Origin of the sequence: Ruminobacter sp. RM87, from assembly GCF_000701925.1 — a bacterium.
Classification (GTDB): domain Bacteria; phylum Pseudomonadota; class Gammaproteobacteria; order Enterobacterales; family Succinivibrionaceae; genus Ruminobacter; species Ruminobacter amylophilus.
Window position 1 is genome coordinate 20,391 of sequence record NZ_JNKD01000015.1, and the last position, 17,672, is coordinate 38,062.

A 17,672-nucleotide genomic window follows, 5' to 3' on the forward strand; every position below is an offset into this window, starting at 1 on the left:
AACTAAAAAAGAATGATTATCTGTCAGGATTGATACTGATGTTCTTTTCCTGTTCCAGTTTCTTTAAATCATCGTCACTCTGAATTTCGAATACTTCGGTTTTCTCTTCAGATGATGTTCCTCCGGTGCCGTTGATTACGATGGTGATTGGTTCTTCCTTTCCTTCGGTATTCTGTTCATCTGCCTTTTTGACAGGTTTCAGACTGGCATGTCTGACTCTGAAAAGAATCTGATCGGTAAAAATATCAACCACTTCATTGCGGATGGTTTGTTCTTCCGTAAGCTGACTCAGGGTTGCACCTGACTTGTTCAGAAATGAACGGTCGAGGGTTGATGAAATCAGATACGGTTCATATCCCCTGGAGAAGAATGTACAGCTTATCTGATTCTTGTATGCGTATTCGATTTCCTGAGAATCACTGGATACTGACAGCACCTTGCTGTCATTTTTCAGTTCACTGCAGCTTAGTACCGGAATGTCTCCTTCGAGATATTCACTGATGTCGGGAGAACCGATGATGACTTTGACGCCTTCGAGAGAGAGTTCTTTGTTCAGGTTCTTGAAAAGAATGTCGTTGTTGTTTCCCGCCAGAATTATTTCATCGAAATCATTGGTGATGTCATTGGTGCCAGCCAGATGAAAACCGCAGCCGCATAAAAGGGTTAACGGGATAATAGGGAGTATTCCACGGATGTTTTTCATGTTGATTGGTCCTATTGTTGTTCGCGGGGAAACATGAGTCTGCTTAAAACACGGGGCTCAGGATATGTTAAAACCTTAAACCTATAAGGACTCCGTCTTTCGGAAACAGTCCTGATGGGTTTAAGGTCTGACTGCCAGTCCTTCTGCTCAATCGGTATTTTAAAGCAGATGACGCATGTTTACACATTATCGGATTCCGATATGCAGTATCCGTCACCTGCTTTTTTTACCCGTATGATCCGGAAAAATGGAATCAGACGCGTGAAACGGCTGATTCCGCATTATTTTCCGGTTATACGGCTACGATGTTCAGGAGCTTGCCCTTGATGTAGATGATCTTCTTCAGTTCCTTGCCGTCAGTGAACTTCTTAACGGCTTCATCAGCAAGAGCCTTGGCCTTGATGTCGTCTTCAGATGCCTCGGCTGATACGGTCAGACGTGAACGAACCTTGCCGTTAACCTGAACCACAATGAGCTTTTCATCTTCAACCAGAGCAGCTGCGCATACGGCAGGCCATGAAGCTTCGTCAATGCTTTCGTTGTGACCGAGGATTTCATAGAGTCTGTAGCATGCGTGAGGAATGATAGGGTAGAGAAGAACAACTACCGCATCATAGATTTCGTAGGCAAGACCTAAGCCGCTGTCGGTTGAGGTGTCAACCTTGGCAGTCTTGTTGAGAAGTTCCATGATGGCGGCAATGGCGGTATTGAAGGTCTGACGGCGACCGATATCGTCGGTAACCTTCTGAATGGTCTTGTGCAGATCACGACGAACAGCCTTTTCTTCAGAGCTGAGAGCTGAAGGATTGTAGTCTGCGGGACGAGCCTTCTGAGCCAGTGAAACAATGCTGTTCCAGAAACGGCCGATGAAGCGCTTTGCACCTTCAACGCCTGATTCCTGCCATTCAAGAGTGAGTTCTGCAGGAGAAGCGAACATCATGAACAGTCTGATGGTATCCGCACCGTACTGTTCAACCATGCGCTGAGGGTCAATACCGTTGTTCTTTGACTTACTCATCTTGGTCATGCCGGCATGAACCAGTTCGTGACCTTCCTTGTCTACTGCGGTCTTGATGTTGCCCTTTTCGTCACGGGTGCAGATTGCATCCAGAGGGCTTACCCATACCTTGTTTCCGTTAGGTCCCACGTAGTAGAAGGCGTCAGCCAGAACCATACCCTGACACAGTAATCTGGTGAACGGCTCGTCGCCCTTTACCAGACCGGCGTCACGGAGAAGCTTGTGGAAGAAACGTGCGTAGAGCAGATGCATACAGGCGTGTTCAATACCGCCGATGTACTGGTCTACAGGAAGCCAGAAACCTGTTTTGGTCGGATCAAGCATACCGTCCTGATAATCAGGGCAGCAGTATCTTGCGTAGTACCATGATGATTCCATGAAGGTATCGAAGGTGTCGGTATCACGCAGGGCGTCAACACCGTTTACCTTGGTCTGAGCCCATAAAGGATTGCTCTTGATCGGACTCTGTACACCGTCCATAACCACGTTTTCAGGTAAGCGTACAGGGAATTCCTCTGCAGGCTGTACTGAACCGTCCGGCATGTAGATCATCGGGATAGGGGCCCCCCAGTAGCGCTGACGTGATACACCCCAGTCTCTTAATCTGTAGTTAACGGTGCGGTGACCCTGATGATTCTTTTCAAGTTCCGCGGCGATGGCATCGAATGCTTCCTTGAAGTTCAGGTTGTCGAATTTGCCGCTGTTGGTGGTAAGACCCTTTTCAGTATAGGCGCAGTCGGCAATGCTTACTTCTGAGCCGTCTGCAGGTCTGATTACCTGGATGATGTCAAGACCGTACTTCTTTGCGAATTCGAAGTCTCTCTGGTCGTGAGCCGGTACGGACATAACCGCACCGGTACCGTAGTCCATGAGAACGAAGTTTGCAACCATGATAGGTACTGTACGTCCGTTCAGCGGATGAATGGCGTAGAGACCTGTTGCCATACCCTTCTTTTCCATGGTGGCGATATCAGCTTCGGCAACCTTGAGATTGCGGCATTCTTCAATGAATGCGGCGAGTTCGGCATTGTTTTCAGCGGCTTTCTTTGCCAGCGGATGTGCGGCTGCGATGGCAACGTAGGTTACGCCCATGAAGGTATCAGGACGGGTGGTGTACACGTCCAGCTTGGCATCGCTGTCCTTTACGTTAAAGGTGATGGTGAGGCCTTCTGAACGGCCGATCCAGTTGCGCTGCATGGCCTTAACGGTATCAGGCCAGCCTTCAAGTGTGTCGAGACCGTTGAGAAGCTCTTCGGCATAATCGGTAATCTTGAGGAACCACTGAGGAATTTCCTTGATCTGTACTGGAGCGTCACATCTCCAGCACTTGCCGTCCTGAACCTGTTCGTTAGCCAGAACGGTCTGGTCAACCGGACACCAGTTTACGGTTGAGGTCTTCTTGTAAACAATGCCTTTCTTGTACAGTTCGGTGAAGAACCACTGTTCCCACTTGTAGTATTCAGGCTTGCAGGTGGCGATTTCACGGCTCCAGTCGAAAGAAAGACCGAGCATCTTGAGCTGACCCTTCATGTAGTCGATGTTACTGTAGGTCCACTTGGCTGGAGCGGTCTTGTTGTTGATTGCCGCATTTTCGGCAGGAAGACCGAAAGAGTCCCAGCCGATTGGCTGCATTACTTCCTTGCCGTTGAGTCTCTGGTAACGGGCAATAACGTCACCGATGGTGTAGTTACGTACGTGCCCCATGTGCAGTTTTCCTGACGGATATGGGAACATTGACAGACAGTAGAATTTTTCCTTGTTGCTGTTTTCCACAGCCTTGAAGGTATTGTTTTTTTCCCAGTGTTCCTGAACCTTTGGTTCAAGGTCATGCGGATTGTATTGTTCAAGAATAGTAGACATGATTTAATCAGAGCTCTTATTAAATTAGTAATTTATCCATAAAATAAGTTGTTAGCAGGCTGTAGCCTGAGCCGGTGCCCGTGACCTTTCCGGTGTTTCCGGAAAAGCCTCCGAAGGAACGTCTGAGTACGGCGTATCTGCTTAAACGTCCGTATTGTCAGTACTTCACCGCCTTTATGAAAGCCGGTGCCCGTCTGAAAACCCGGTAAGGCCGTCAGCGAAAACAGCATCGACTTTCCTGCTAATTAAAATAATGGTGCATTATACAACGATAATAGTGTTTTTGCTCACAAAATTTGGACGGCCCGGCTAAAATAAAGCGGATTAAACTTATGAGGCCCGTAAAGCTTTTAAATCGGGATTTTTCCGTCCGGCAGTAAGGCCTGTGACCGGGACTGAGGAGAGAAGACCGTGATAAAAACAGGCATGTCCATAGTTTACGGAACGGTGTCGCAGTGACGCCGTGACCTAAATCATGCGGAAAAGGTCACTGTTTTTTTAGATACGGATCTGATTTTTTGATACAATAGCACAATTTATAAAGCCTTATGCCGGAACAGGCTGATTTTATCACTGCTCCGACTCATGATTTGTTATTTTCACAGTATAGAAGAAACGGTAATGCTTAAGTTTTTTGCAACATGTCCTAAAGGATTGGAAAGTCTTTTAAATCACGAATTAACTGAACTTGGAGCTGAATCCGTCAGGGAAACGGTGGCAGGCGTGTCATTTTCCGGAGATCTGTCTCTGGCAGTGAAGGTGTGTCTGTGGACCCGTTTCGCCACCAGGGTTCTTCTTACCCTCGGAACCTTCCATGCTGACAGTGACATAGAATTCTACAACGGAGCCTACAGTCTTCACTATGAGGACTATTTCACCAATGATGCCACCATTTCGGTTGATTTCAACGGTCAGAACAGTTTCATAAACAATACTCTCTACGGAGCCCTGAGAATAAAGGATGCCCTGTGTGACCGCTTCGTAAAGCTGACCGACAGACGTCCTGACGTTGACAGGGAAAATCCGGACGTGAGGATCAATGCTCATCTGGACAAGCGCAACATGGTTACCGTCTCACTGGATCTTTCAGGCAAATCACTGCACCGTCGCGAGTACCGCAATGTTGCCGGTATTGCTCCCTTAAAGGAAAATCTGGCTGCGGCCATCGTGGCAAGAAGCGGATATACCGGCGGATCCGTTGTGGATCCGATGTGCGGTTCGGGCACCATTCTGATTGAGGCCGCAATGAAGGCCTGTAACATGGCTCCCGGACTTTTCAGAACGGAATACGGTTTTGAAAAGCTCAGAGGATTTGATGCGGTGGCCTTCAATACCATGAAGAGAGAGGCTTTCGCCATGGCAGAGGAAGGCAAACAGAGACTTCTGAACGCCAAGGTCGTTTTTCAGGGCTTTGATAAAGATGCTTCTGTGGTTGAAAAGGCTGTCCAGAATGCCGGAAGAGCAGGACTTGGGGAGCTCATAAAATTCAGCGTCGGGGATCTGCACGAGCTCAGAAATCCGGTAAGCAGCGGCAACAGGGGAATGGTAATAACCAATCCTCCATACGGTGAACGTCTCGGTAACGTACCTGAACTTCTGGAACTCTATACCGCCATCGGCGCCTGTCTTAAAAGAGAATTCGGCGGCTGGAAGGCAGGTATCATTTCATCATCCGAAGATCTTCTGAGCTGTCTCCGTCTGCGTGCGGACAGGGTTTACAAGTTATACAACGGTGCTCTTGAGTGTCAGCTGCGAACCTACACCATCAGTGAATCTGATACGGCTTCTTCTGAAAAGGAAGGTGAAGGTTCCGGCTTTACCATCAGCCAGACAACACTGAAGGTGGCTGAGGAATTTGCCAACCGTCTTAAAAAGAATATCAAAAAGCTGGAGAAGTGGGCTCAGCGTGAAGGCATAGAAGCATATCGTATCTACGATGCGGATCTGCCTAACTACAACGCGGCCATTGACCGGTACGGCAACTATATAGTGATTCAGGAATATGCAGCTCCGGGATCCGTTGACCCGCGCATAGCCCATCAGCGCATGCTGGACATCATTCAGGTGGTAGTGGCCGTTACCGGAGTCAAGGGCGATCACGTGATCGTCAAGGTTAGAGAACGCAAAAAGGGCGATTCCCAGTATGAAAAGCTCAATGAAACCAGACACACGCTTCTGGTAAGGGAATATAACGCCTCATTGATTGTCAATCTGTGGGATTATCTCGATACCGGACTGTTCCTTGATCACCGTGAAGTAAGACGCATGATTACCGCCAGAAGTTCAGGCAAGAGCTTCCTTAATCTCTTTGCCTATACCGGCAGTGCAACCGTGGCGGCAGCCATCGGCGGAGCCGCCGATACCACCACAGTGGATATGAGCAGAACCTATCTTGCCTGGGCAAAGGATAACATGATGGCCAACGGCTTTTCCGGCAGAAACCACCAGTTTGTGCAGGCGGACTGTCTGAGATGGCTGGATATTCCGGGCAGAAGATACGATCTCATTTTCTGCGATCCTCCAACCTTCTCCAACTCCAAGAGAATGGAGGCAACCTTTGATGTTCAGAGAGACCACGTTGCCCTGATTGCCAAGCTTTCAGGAAAGCTTAACGTTGGCGGAACCCTGATTTTCTCAAACAATAACCGCAGCTTCAGACTTGATGAAGATGTTATAAAGAGCTTCGGATTCGAGGTTGAGGATGTAAGTGAAAAGACCGTACAGGAAGATTTCAAGCGCAACAAGCGTATTCACTGCTGCTTCATTCTGACCAAGACTGCCGAAGTGGAAATTCCTGAGGAAATTGCATCCGCGGACTTCGGGTCGGCTGCCAATATGAGAACCAGAGTTGATTATCTGAAGGACGGAGTTTCCGGCAGGGATCGCGGTTCACGCAGGGATAACAGGGCTTCAGGCCGATTCGGTCCGGAAAGAAAGCGTACAGATTACAGAGCCCGCGGTGAAAACGGGGAGGAACGCCGTTCATTCCGCGGAAAGGACGCGCAGTATGCCGGCAGAAAGACAGTCCCTGAACAGCCAGTGCTTTCAGGAGACGAGGAGCAGCCGGGACGCGGTCCCCGCCTCAAGCGAAGAATCAAGAGTAACAACGGCAGCGATAAGGAATAACGGCAGATGGCTTTGGTTACTTTAGACAATATCTATCTTTCCTACAGTGATGCACCTCTGTTTGATCATGCCTGTCTTGCCATTGAAGAGCATGATCGCATGGCAATCGTCGGCCGTAACGGCGCCGGCAAGTCAACACTTCTGAAAATCATTGAGGGGCTGATAAAGCCTGATGACGGACGATGCATTGTCCAGCAGGGTATAAGAATCGCCAGACTGGAACAGGATCCTCCGGCCCATCTGGAGCTTCCGGTTTACTGCTATGTTGCGGAGGGCATTCCGGGAATCGGCAGTCAGCTGTCGGCATACTATCAGCTGATAAATGATGACTCCGGAGCAGACAACAGCGCCAGAATGGCCGAGATAAGCTGCCAGCTCGACAAGGAGGAAGGCTGGAACTACGATACTGAAATCTACCGTCTTCTGAATCTTGTGGGACTTTCACCTGAAACCAGTATGTCATCACTCAGCGGCGGATGGCTTCGCAAGGTGGCTTTAGCAAGGGCTCTGGTAAGTTCACCGGATCTGCTGCTTCTTGACGAACCTACCAACCATATTGATATCAAATCAATCATCTGGCTCCAGGATTTTCTGTCATCATTCAGGGGAGCAGTGGTGTTTATTTCCCATGACCGCAGTTTTATCAATGACGTGGCTTTGCGTATTGCCGACGTTGATCGCGGCCGTATCTCCGTGTTTGACGGCAATTACGATTCCTATGTCCAGGCCAAGCAGGAGGCCCTGAGACTTGAGGAAATAGCCAATGCCGATTTTGATCGTCGTCTGTCCATTGAAGAAGCATGGATAAGAAAAGGCATCAAGGCACGTCTTACCCGTTCCGACAGCCGTGTCCGCCGTCTGAAGGAAATGCGCCGCGAGCACAGGGAACGCCGCGCAAGACTCGGTAACGTGAGAATGCGCATAGACGACAAGGAAATTTCAGGAAAGATAGTTATCGAGGCGGAAAATCTCTGTTTTAACAACGGTGAAAAGGACATCATCAGGGATTTCAGCACCATTGTCCTCAGAGGCGACAAGATCGGCGTGGTCGGGGCCAACGGTGTCGGTAAAACCACTCTGATTAAGATGATTCTGGGGCAGCTTCAGCCTACTTCGGGAACTCTTAAGCTGGGATCCAATCTGAAAATAGCGTACTTCGATCAGTATCGTGAGCAGCTAGATCCCGAAAAAACGGTTATGGACAATCTGGCGCACGGCAAATCTGAAGTTGAGGTCGCCGGCAGAAAACAGCATGTGCTGGGGTATCTGCAGGACTTCCTGTTCTCTCCGCAGAGAGCAAGGACTCCGGTAAAGGCTCTGTCAGGCGGAGAAAAGAACCGTCTGCTTCTGGCCAGAATCTTTCTGCGTCCGTGCAATATTCTGATACTTGACGAGCCGACCAACGATCTGGATATTGATACTCTGGATCTTCTGGAAGAGCTTCTTGACAGTTATCAGGCCACACTGATAGTGGTAAGTCACGACCGTTACTTTATTGATAACGTGGCTACGGATACCTGGTATTTTGACGGATCCGGAAAAATATTCGAAAATGTGGGCGGTTATACCGACCTTAAGGAAACTTTAGCCAGAATGGAACTGTCAAACGGCAGTGAACAGAAGGCAAAAAATTCCGAACCGGTGAAAAAGGAAGAGCCGGTTCAGCCTAAGCGTGACCGCAAGAGAAAGCTCAGCTTTAAGGAGACAAAGGAACTTGAGCAGCTTCCTCAGGAAATTGAAAAGGCCGACGGTCGCATTCAGGAAATAGAAGAGATTTTTGCAGGCGTGGATTACGGCAGTCAGTCTGAGGAATACAAAAAGAATATCCAGCAGGAATATAATGCTCTGACCGAGAGACTGGAATGGCTTTATCAGCGCTGGGAAGAACTTGAAAAAATTAATAATGCATAGATTTTTGTAATGCATGAGAAAGGATGTTTATGAATTTTAAAAAGGCATTTGTTCTGACTGCCGGCTTTGTGGCGGCAGGTTCTGCAGTGTATGCTGCAGATTCAGAAGACAAATCAACGACTCCGATGTACAGCATTGAGGTCGTTGATGTTCCGGAATCTTCTTTTAAATTCGGTCCTTTTGCCGTTTCCATGGGCGAAGGGGAAAATCCGGATGTTGCGGGACTGTATGAACAGTTTGATTTCTTCTCTTTTTTCAATCTGCCTCCGCATCAGGTGGATCTGGGACAGAAAATGTATCGTCACCAGAGCTGCTACGGTATGAGAGTAAGTTCGAGCTTCTGTGATTCGCTGTGGGACGGGGATAAGATGGCAAGCAACTGGAGATACAGTCTCTACAGGGGAGTGTCAAATCTTAAATCATTTCATAATCAGACTATTGCCGATGACGAGGAAATCATTTATGCCAAGCTCGGTGAGGACGGTTCTGAAGGAGTAGGGTATCGTTATGACTATGATGCCTCTCTGTCTCATTATTCCAATCCGACTTCCTACGGCATAGCAAAATTCAACAATAAAACCTTTATTCTTAAGAGCCCTACCATAGACAAAAGTGAAGGTCTTACTCTCGGAAGCTATGCCTCAGCTCTTAATTTCATAAAGCTTGATGACGGCAGAATTCTGGTTGGCGGGTACAGTAATTTCGCCAGTGCCAGGGAAAATTTCTTCTACCGCTGCTATTCCGGTAATGACAACAGCGACGGTGATTATCATTTCTGTCCGGGCCATAAAATGCAGGCTACCGTATGGGTGGTTGATCCGGAAAAGGATCCGGACGGTGCGGAAATCATCGGACAGCAGGCAAAGGATTATATAGACTACGACAGGGATCCTGATGCTCTGGTTTCAGCCGCCGTTAATTCATTCCATCAGAAGGACGGTGTTCTTTACGCCATGGGATATTCAGTCACCAATGACTGGTCAGGCGGCGTAAATCCGTCAAATACAGCAGTGTACTGGAAGCTTTCCCTGGACGGAGACACGGTTTCATATGATTCCGTAAGTGAATATCCTGGTCTGAGCCGTCCCGGTAATAATGACAACTGGAATGAATATACCTGGACTGCCGATGTTAATGCCAGGGGGTATGTTCTTGCCAACAGAAAACTGGCAAAGGCAAAGAGCAGTAACTATGCAATGAACCTTGCCTATACCTACCTGAAGGATGACGGTACATTCGCATCAATCAGTATTCCGATGTACAACGTTCCGTTTGACGGTGCAAACTCTGAAGGTGCCGCAATCAATGATAATAATTTCATTGTAGGCTGGACAGACAGAAGAGATGACAAACGTGCGGTTGTAGGCGGCAGTTTCCGTGATACTGAAGCCCTGTTCTATGACATCAATGCTGACAAGTACCATTACATCAACGACTTTACCTGTCACAAGGACAGTGATGGAAATACCGACTGTCAGGCTGAAGACGGATACTATTACCACATCCAGTGGGCCGTGGATATTAACAACAGCAATATCATCTATGCGACCGCCTTCCAGTATGCGACCAGAAGTGACTGGGAGAACAGTGTCAATGCTTCAGTGAAGACAGTTCTTTTAAAACCGGCTGATGATGCTTTTCTTACGGATGAGACCGGAGTTATGACCGTCAATGAGAGCAGAAAGGTAACATATGATCGTCATATATCCAAAAACTATTCCACAAAGCGCGGCGGCAGTATCGGCTTCGGCAGTATTCTGCTGATGGCTCTGGCTTCTGTTTTAATCAGAAGACGCAGGGTTTAATATCCGCTCCTGATGGCAAAAAGCTGTGGGAATTTGTTGTTCCCGCAGCTTTTTATTTTTGACAACTGACATTCCCGTGAAGTCCCGGAAACTGCATAATGCCTGCGGGCATGCAAAAAACACATGAACACTGAAACAACCTGCGTGTAAAAACATGATTGGTGTTATCATATCGCCGGAATCAGCGGCAGTTAGGAAAATCCCGTAAATTTCCGCTGCAGGTATTACATTACGTATCTGAGGAAAACAGATTTCTTTCAAGGAACTCCGGAAATATAAATGACAATAACAACAGATGAACTGAAGCAGTTTCTTATCACTGACGGTGCAAGAGCGGACCTGCATCTGCACTCCAATGCTTCAGACGGAAAATTAAGCCCCGCGGAAGTGGTTGCCGCAGCCCGTGAAAGAGGTGTCGTGCTTCTTGCTCTGACGGATCATGATACCTGCGACGGTATCAAAGAAGCCGTCCAGGCCTGTACTGAACATAATGTGCACATGACTACCGGTATTGAAATTTCCACGATCTGGAGAGGCAGGGAAATTCATATTGTGGGATTGTGTTTTGACCCGAATCATCCTGCCATGACATCTCTTCTTGAGAAGCAGAAAAAACTCAGGGATGACAGGGCGAGAGCAATAGGGGAAAAGCTGGAAAAGTGCGGCTTTAAGGATGCTTATCAGAAAACCAGGGAAATGGCAGGGAACACCGCCACCATTACCAGGGGAAACTACACTGCGTACCTGTACAGTGTAGGTGCGGCAGAAACCATGAATCAGTGTTTTGCCAAATATCTGGCCGAAGGCAGAAAAGCGTATGTCAGGGCGCAGTGGTGTTCGGTGGAGGATGCCGTAAATGCCGTAAATCTTGCGGGGGGAATAGCGGTACTTGCTCATCCGAGATCCTATGATCTCAACAACAAGTGGCTAAGAATGCTGATAACCGATTTTAAAAACGCCGGCGGAGAGGCCATGGAGGTCAGCGGATCTCTGCAGTCACCTGCTGATCGTGATTTTCTGCAGGTTTTATCGGTGGAATATGAGCTTTTTGCTTCATGCGGCTCAGATTTTCATCGAGAATGTAAATATATTAGTATCGGCGGTGGCGGAAGATTGCCCGATAGAGTCAATCCCGTATGGAATCATAAAAAGTTTAAGCTGGAGGTTTGATTATCATGGCAGAGGTTATAGTTGTTCATCCTGAGAATCCTCAGGAAAGAAACATACATCGTATTGCCGAACTTTTAAGGGACGGAGCCGTGGCTGTGCTGCCTACGGACTCAGGATATGCGCTGGGATGCGTGCTGGAAAACAAGGAAGCGCGTGAAAGAATCATCAGAATCAGAAACGTGGATAAGAACCATAATTTTACCCTGCTGTGTGCTGATTTGAGTGAACTGTCCACCTATTCGAAGGTGGATAACACTGCTTTCAGACTGATTCGTAACAATACTCCGGGACCATACACCTTTATTCTGAAGGGAACCAAGGAAGTTCCGAAAAAGCTGATGAATGAAAAGCGTAAGACCATAGGTCTGAGAGTTCCGGAAAACAACATCATCGCTGAACTGCTCAGATACATGGGAGAACCGCTGATGAGCGTTTCCCTGATTCTGCCTGAAAGCGACAAGGCGGAAAATGATCCTTATGAAATTGATGATAAAATCGGTAAACTGGTGGATGTGATTGTGGACGGCGGTTATCTGGTGGAACAACCTACCACGGTGATCAATCTTTCTGAAGAGGGATCCGTGGAAGTTGTGAGAGTCGGTTCCGGTGATCCGACTCCGTTTCAGTAAATTCTGAAAGATTTTACCTTGGTGATTAAGGTCGGTTTATGCGGAGAAAATCTCCGGTGAACTGATTGTTTGTGTGGAAGCCTGCTTTTTATGCAGGTTTCCGTTATCTGTATTAAAGCATTAATCATATGTCGGGGCGTGGAAATGAAAATTGCCGCACTGGTGGAGAATACATGTGCCAACGGCCGCCTGGAGGTTGAACACGGACTCTGTCTTTACGTCGAGACACCTCATCACCGGCTGCTTCTTGATTCAGGGGCTTCAGATCTGTTTCTTAAAAATGCCGGAATAATGCATACGGATCTCAGTCTGATTGATACGGTTGTACTGAGTCACGGACATAATGATCACGGAGGCGGACTGTCCTGTTTTCTGCAGTGCAACTCTGTCGCGAAAATCTATATGCAGACGTCTGCATTCGGCGAGTACTATTCCATTCATGAAGCTCCGAAGTTCATCGGTCTTGACTCAGAACTGAAAAAAACATCCCGGATTGTGATGTTGAACGGCTGCATGAGAATTGACGATGAGCTGGAGATTTTTGCCGGAATAGTGAGTAACAGACCTGTACCGTCGGCAAACGGAACTCTGAAGATAAAAACCGGAACCGGTTTTGTTCAGGATGATTTCCGGCATGAGCAGTGTCTGGTGATTACTGTCGGTGAGAAAAGAATTCTGCTTTCCGGATGTGCACATCACGGTATTCTGAATATTCTGGATGAGTTCAGAAGCATATATGAAACCGAGCCGGATGTGGTGATAAGCGGTTTCCATCTGAAGAAGAAAACCGCCTATACGGCTGATGACATCAGGGAAATCAGGGGGATAGCCCGGGAACTGAAAAGCTTCCGTTCGGTTTTCTACACCTGTCACTGTACCGGAGAGGAGGCTTTTGCGGTAATGAAGGAGGTAATGGGGGGCAGGCTTCATTATTTGCACTGCGGAGATGTTCTGGAATTCTAGAGTAAGTTTTTTTTCTGTCCGCATGTAAAAAACTCCAGTCCGGCAGGTGGCCGTACTGGAGAAATATCAGACATTGACTAATGTCTATCGGTTTCAATCATCGATTACAGTTATTATCTGTTCTTTTCAATCAGACTTTCCAGCTGATTGAGGCTTAATGCTCCCACGTGACGTTCAACTTCCTGACCGTCCTTGAGAACAATCAGACACGGAACACCGGTGATATGGAATGTTTCTGCGGCGACAGTTGCTTCATCAACGTTGTGCAGGCAGATCTTGAGTTCAGGGTGAGCCTGACCGTATTCCATAATGCGAGGTCTTAAAACCTTGCAGTGTCCGCACCATTCAGCGCCGAAAACCAGAAGCTTGAGCTCCTTGTCATCAAGAACTTCACTCTTGAAGTTTTCGTTATTGATCATAATCATGCTCATAGTAAATCTCCTTGAGATGTTGCAGTTATTTTTGAATAAATATTGTCTGGTTGTTTTGTGCAGTTTTTTATTGTTTTATGTTTTTTAAACATCAGATTAATCTGATGTAAATCTGTTTTCGATGTTTTTAGTATAACACTAAATTTAATTTAATCAAATTAAATTTTAAAAATCTAATTAAAAAATTCAGATAATTGCTGTAAAATATAAGTAAGGTCGAATGTGGAAACCGGTTTACGGTTCTTCCACGGAACTGATATGCAAAAGAACTGTTTTACTGAAATAAGAAGGATACGTATTCTGATTTCAATAGAACTGTGACTCATTCCGCCTTTCCCGAAGGGAGGCATGATAAAGTGTATTCTTCAGAGATCTGAAGATGATTTGTTAAATACCGGAACTGCCATGAAAATAGATGAATCCATGACATTAAAGAGTCAGTTATGTTTCCCTTTATATGCCTGTGCCAGAAAGGTGGTAAATAACTATGCTCCTTATCTTGAACCTCTCGGCCTCACATACACACAGTATGTCACCATGATGGTTCTGTGGGAGAGAGAGGAGATTTCGGTAAAGGATCTCTGTCAGGAACTCTATCTCGATTCAGGTACGATTACTCCCGTCATCAAGAAACTGATGAAGGACGGGTATATCAGCAAATTCAGAAGTGAGAATGACGAAAGGGTTGTGATTGTCAGAATAACTGAAGAGGGAATGGCTCTTTACGAAAAGGCAAAGGATATTCCGGAACATGTCTGCGGTTCAATGTCTGAAAGGGGATGTAAATTTACTCCGGAAAAAGCCAGAGAGCTGAGGGAGGCTCTGTTCACCATTCTGAAGGCCTGCGGTCAGTAATCAGATTTTTATAAATATTTCAGTAACTGTACGTTTTTAAAATCATTTGTAACATTTTGTAACAATTTGTATAGAGATTGAAACACATTCCGCTGAGACTGTTTGTATAATAATAATCAGTGAATGCGGGAGTATTCACTATGACTTTGTGAAAAGTGATTGATTTATCCTTAAACTTTTATCTTATTATGCATCTTTGCGGAGTGTATTGACCTGCCGATCCACTGTAAGTCAATGCACTTTTTTTTTGCCTTTATAATTTCCGTCAGATTACGGTTTTTTTCATTCGGTGTATCAGAGGCTGATTCCAATGATTCCGGCCAGTTCCCTGAAATCTTTGGCAACAAAATCAGCACCGAAGACTTCAGGATGCTCCTTGTCCCTGATATATCCCCACAGAGCCAGGGCGGTTTTCATGTCCGCATTGTGGCCGGCTTCAATATCTCTGATGTGATCTCCCACATAAAGACAGTTTTTAGGTTCCACGTTGAGTTTTCTGCAGGCGTAGAGAAGCGGTTCCGGATTCGGCTTTGATACCGGAAGAGTGTCACAGCCGACGATTACTCCGATGTCCGAGAGTTCCTTGAATTTGCCGAGAACCCTGCATGCGAGATGATCCGGCTTGCTGGTTACCACCGCATACGGAATACCGTTCTTTTTCAGGGCGTTAATCAGTTCGGCCGTGCCGTCAAAGTAACAGGTTCTGTCAGCTATGTGCTCATGGTAGTAGGGAAGAAATTCCAGTCTCATCTTTTCAAAATCATATTGCGCCTGTTCTTCTTCCGGTATGCCTGATTTGAGCAGGGCTCTCATTCCGTCTGAGGCATACATTCTTGCCGTGTCGTCGGAAATCGGTCCCCTGTTGTAGAGAGACAGAACGTGATTTGTGGCTTTACCCAGATCAAGGGCAGTGTCGAGAAGGGTTCCGTCCAGATCAAACAGGACGGCTTCATAATTTGAACTCATAGTGTCTGTTATCGGTTTTAAAGTGAAAAATCTACGTCAGATTATACCACACGATTATCTCACTCTTTACCTTTGACAGGGAACGCTGTCTGTTTTTTTATATATTCTGATAGAATACCTCAGTTTGAGAACGGTGGCGAAAGATGAACACTGGTCATGATGCGTCTGAAATACCTGACAGATTTCTGGAGGCCGGTATATTCATTTCGTAAACTTATGAATCACGCATTGTTTTCGTTGACATTTCGGTCTCTGCTAATAAAATGAAATCAGTAGGAATATTTTCAGTAAAGATACATATCAAGGTAGCGCAACATGGATGAGATTGAATACTTAAAGTCCTGTGTAAAGTCAATTAAGGATTTCCCTAAGCCTGGAATCGTGTTCAGGGATATAACCAGCGTATGTGAAAATCCTGAGGCTTTCCCTCTTATCTGTAAAAAGATGGCTGAGCTGTACGCCGATGCGGGCATTACCAAGGTGGTTGGAAGTGAAGCCAGAGGCTTTGTATTCGGTGCTCCTGTCGCCGCTCTTCTCGGCTGCGGTTTTGTCATGGCGAGAAAGCAGGGCAAGTTACCAAGAGAAGTCTACAGTGAATGCTATGAACTTGAGTACGGTACCAACGTGCTTGAGATGCATCAGGATGCCATCAGCAGTGACGACAGAATTCTGATTGTTGACGATCTGATTGCCACCGGCGGTACGGTTGAGGCTCAGATTAAACTGGTGAACCGCTTCAATGCCACCATTGCCGGTGCGGTATTTGCAATTTCACTTCCGGATCTCGGCGGAGTGGAAATGCTTAAGAACAGATATGGTGTCGACAGCCGCTGCATCATGGAGTTTCCGGGACATTAATCTGAAAGCCGGCAGCTGCATTTAGAACATCCTGCCCGGCCTGCAGAAAGTCAGTGCCGGACGGATGAAGATTGTTTGCGTATTGTGAATCATTCCCTACGACTGACAATTTATATTTTGATTTTTGGCGTGATAGTGATAAGCTATACAGCGCATTGACGGTACGGGGAAATCCGTATATCGGAAGCTGGTTGTTTGTTGTACAGAAGTCCGGTTTCAGTCAGGCGGTTTTAGGTTATTTCATTTTGAGAAAGGCAGATGGCAGATTACACAGTTTTAGCAAGAAAATACCGTCCGCAGTCCTTTGAGGATATGGTCGGTCAGAAACATGTTCTTGCCGCTTTGATAAATGCTTTGGAAACAGGCAGACTTCATCACGCCTATCTTTTAACCGGAACAAGAGGTGTGGGTAAAACCACAATCGCCCGTATTCTCGCCAAATGCTTCAACTGCGAAAAGGGGATTACAGCTCATCCGTGCGGTGAGTGTGAGAGCTGCAGGGCCATTGCCAACGGCAATTATCCGGATCTCATTGAAATCGATGCCGCCTCAAGAACCAAGGTGGAGGATACTCGCGAGATACTGGAGAATGTCCAGTACAAGCCGATAGCGGGCCGTTACAAGGTTTATCTCATCGACGAAGTACACATGCTTTCAACAAGTTCTTTCAATGCTCTGCTTAAGACTCTGGAAGAACCTCCTGAATACGTAAAATTCATCCTTGCGACAACAGATCCGCAGAAGCTTCCCGTTACCGTTGTTTCACGCTGTCTGCAGTTCCAGCTGAAGGCTCTGTCAATTGACGACATCAAGGGACAGCTTAAATACGTGCTTGACGAGGAAAAGATTTCCTATGAGGAAGACGGTCTGGTTGAACTGGCAAGAGCTGCCAGAGGCTCAATGCGTGACGCTCTGAGTCTTACTGATCAGGCGATAGCCCTTGGCGGAGGAAAGGTTACCCTTGAAGGCGTATACGACATGGTGGGAACTCTGGACTCATCATACCTCATTGAAATCCTTAAGGTTATAGCAACCAATGACGGCGTTGCCCTGTCCGGAGTACTCAATACCGTGGCTTCGGTAACTCCTGATTTTGATACACTGCATCTGAGTCTTGCCAGAGTGTTTCATGACATCGCTCTTTACCAGGTGGCAGGCAGCAAGGCTGACATATACTCTCTGCGCAGTGATGTGATTGCCGAACTTTCAGGTCTCTTCAGTCCTGAAGAAGTTCAGCTTTATTACCAGATTATTCTTGAAGGAAGAAGAGAACTTCCTTTCGCACCTGACGGCATGTCTGCTTTTGAGATGACCATGCTTCGTCTTCTGGCGTTCAATTTAAAAAAAAAACAGCCGGTAGTTTCAGAAAGGTAGATT

Annotated in this window: 13 protein-coding genes; 9 read left to right on the forward strand and 4 right to left on the reverse strand. The window is 46.8% G+C overall.

Going from position 1 to position 17,672, the window contains the following annotated elements; all coding sequences use genetic code 11:
• Nucleotides 1-16: 16 nt before the first annotated feature.
• Both T489_RS0104945 and leuS read right to left on the reverse strand, forming a co-directional pair.
• The gene (locus T489_RS0104945) at nt 17-703 is read right to left on the reverse strand and encodes an LPS-assembly lipoprotein LptE (protein ID WP_031578942.1); all 687 of its coding nucleotides are present in this window, start codon (nt 701-703) and stop codon (nt 17-19) included.
• A 292-nt stretch (nt 704-995) separates the two neighbouring features.
• Nucleotides 996-3,581: a leucine--tRNA ligase gene (gene leuS / locus T489_RS0104950; RefSeq protein ID WP_198020420.1), complete on the reverse strand. Its 2,586-nt coding sequence runs from the start codon at nt 3,579-3,581 to the stop codon at nt 996-998.
• Nucleotides 3,582-4,202: 621 nt separating this feature from the next.
• Here leuS and rlmKL point away from each other — a divergent pair.
• The 6 genes from rlmKL (at nt 4,203) to T489_RS0104985 (ending at nt 13,185) form a co-directional block, all read left to right on the forward strand.
• Nucleotides 4,203-6,707: a bifunctional 23S rRNA (guanine(2069)-N(7))-methyltransferase RlmK/23S rRNA (guanine(2445)-N(2))-methyltransferase RlmL gene (gene rlmKL / locus T489_RS0104960; protein WP_369791970.1), complete on the forward strand. Its 2,505-nt coding sequence runs from the start codon at nt 4,203-4,205 to the stop codon at nt 6,705-6,707.
• A 6-nt stretch (nt 6,708-6,713) separates the two neighbouring features.
• Nucleotides 6,714-8,618: an ATP-binding cassette domain-containing protein gene (locus tag T489_RS0104965; RefSeq protein WP_031578945.1), complete on the forward strand. Its 1,905-nt coding sequence runs from the start codon at nt 6,714-6,716 to the stop codon at nt 8,616-8,618.
• A gap of 29 nt (nt 8,619-8,647) precedes the next feature.
• The gene (locus tag T489_RS0104970) at nt 8,648-10,423 is read left to right on the forward strand and encodes a DUF3466 family protein (RefSeq protein WP_031578946.1); all 1,776 of its coding nucleotides are present in this window, start codon (nt 8,648-8,650) and stop codon (nt 10,421-10,423) included.
• A gap of 279 nt (nt 10,424-10,702) precedes the next feature.
• On the forward strand, nt 10,703-11,593 hold the full coding sequence (locus T489_RS0104975) for a PHP domain-containing protein (RefSeq protein WP_051621795.1): 891 nt from the start codon (nt 10,703-10,705) through the stop codon (nt 11,591-11,593).
• A gap of 5 nt (nt 11,594-11,598) precedes the next feature.
• The gene (locus tag T489_RS0104980) at nt 11,599-12,222 is read left to right on the forward strand and encodes an L-threonylcarbamoyladenylate synthase (RefSeq protein ID WP_031578948.1); all 624 of its coding nucleotides are present in this window, start codon (nt 11,599-11,601) and stop codon (nt 12,220-12,222) included.
• A 144-nt stretch (nt 12,223-12,366) separates the two neighbouring features.
• Nucleotides 12,367-13,185 carry an MBL fold metallo-hydrolase gene (locus T489_RS0104985; protein ID WP_031578949.1) on the forward strand — a complete coding sequence of 273 codons (819 nt, stop codon included), beginning with the start codon at nt 12,367-12,369 and terminating at the stop codon, nt 13,183-13,185.
• Nucleotides 13,186-13,298: 113 nt separating this feature from the next.
• On the opposite strand, the gene T489_RS0104990 is transcribed toward T489_RS0104985, so the two are convergent.
• Nucleotides 13,299-13,616: a thioredoxin family protein gene (locus T489_RS0104990; RefSeq protein WP_031578950.1), complete on the reverse strand. Its 318-nt coding sequence runs from the start codon at nt 13,614-13,616 to the stop codon at nt 13,299-13,301.
• Nucleotides 13,617-13,964: 348 nt separating this feature from the next.
• Here T489_RS0104990 and T489_RS0105000 point away from each other — a divergent pair, with 348 nt between their 5' ends.
• Nucleotides 13,965-14,471, forward strand: coding sequence for a MarR family winged helix-turn-helix transcriptional regulator (locus tag T489_RS0105000; RefSeq protein ID WP_198020421.1), 507 nt, complete (start codon nt 13,965-13,967; stop codon nt 14,469-14,471).
• Nucleotides 14,472-14,765: 294 nt separating this feature from the next.
• On the opposite strand, the gene T489_RS0105010 is transcribed toward T489_RS0105000, so the two are convergent.
• Nucleotides 14,766-15,437, reverse strand: a complete 672-nt coding sequence (locus T489_RS0105010; protein ID WP_051621797.1) for an HAD family hydrolase — start codon at nt 15,435-15,437, stop codon at nt 14,766-14,768.
• 315 nt (nt 15,438-15,752) lie between these two features.
• Between T489_RS0105010 and T489_RS0105015 the strand changes: the two genes are divergently transcribed.
• Together T489_RS0105015 and dnaX are read left to right on the forward strand one after the other, a co-directional pair.
• The gene (locus tag T489_RS0105015) at nt 15,753-16,295 is read left to right on the forward strand and encodes an adenine phosphoribosyltransferase (RefSeq protein ID WP_031578953.1); all 543 of its coding nucleotides are present in this window, start codon (nt 15,753-15,755) and stop codon (nt 16,293-16,295) included.
• A gap of 258 nt (nt 16,296-16,553) precedes the next feature.
• On the forward strand, nt 16,554-17,669 hold the full coding sequence (gene dnaX / locus T489_RS0105020; protein ID WP_051621798.1) for a DNA polymerase III subunit gamma/tau: 1,116 nt from the start codon (nt 16,554-16,556) through the stop codon (nt 17,667-17,669).
• Nucleotides 17,670-17,672 lie beyond the last annotated feature (3 nt).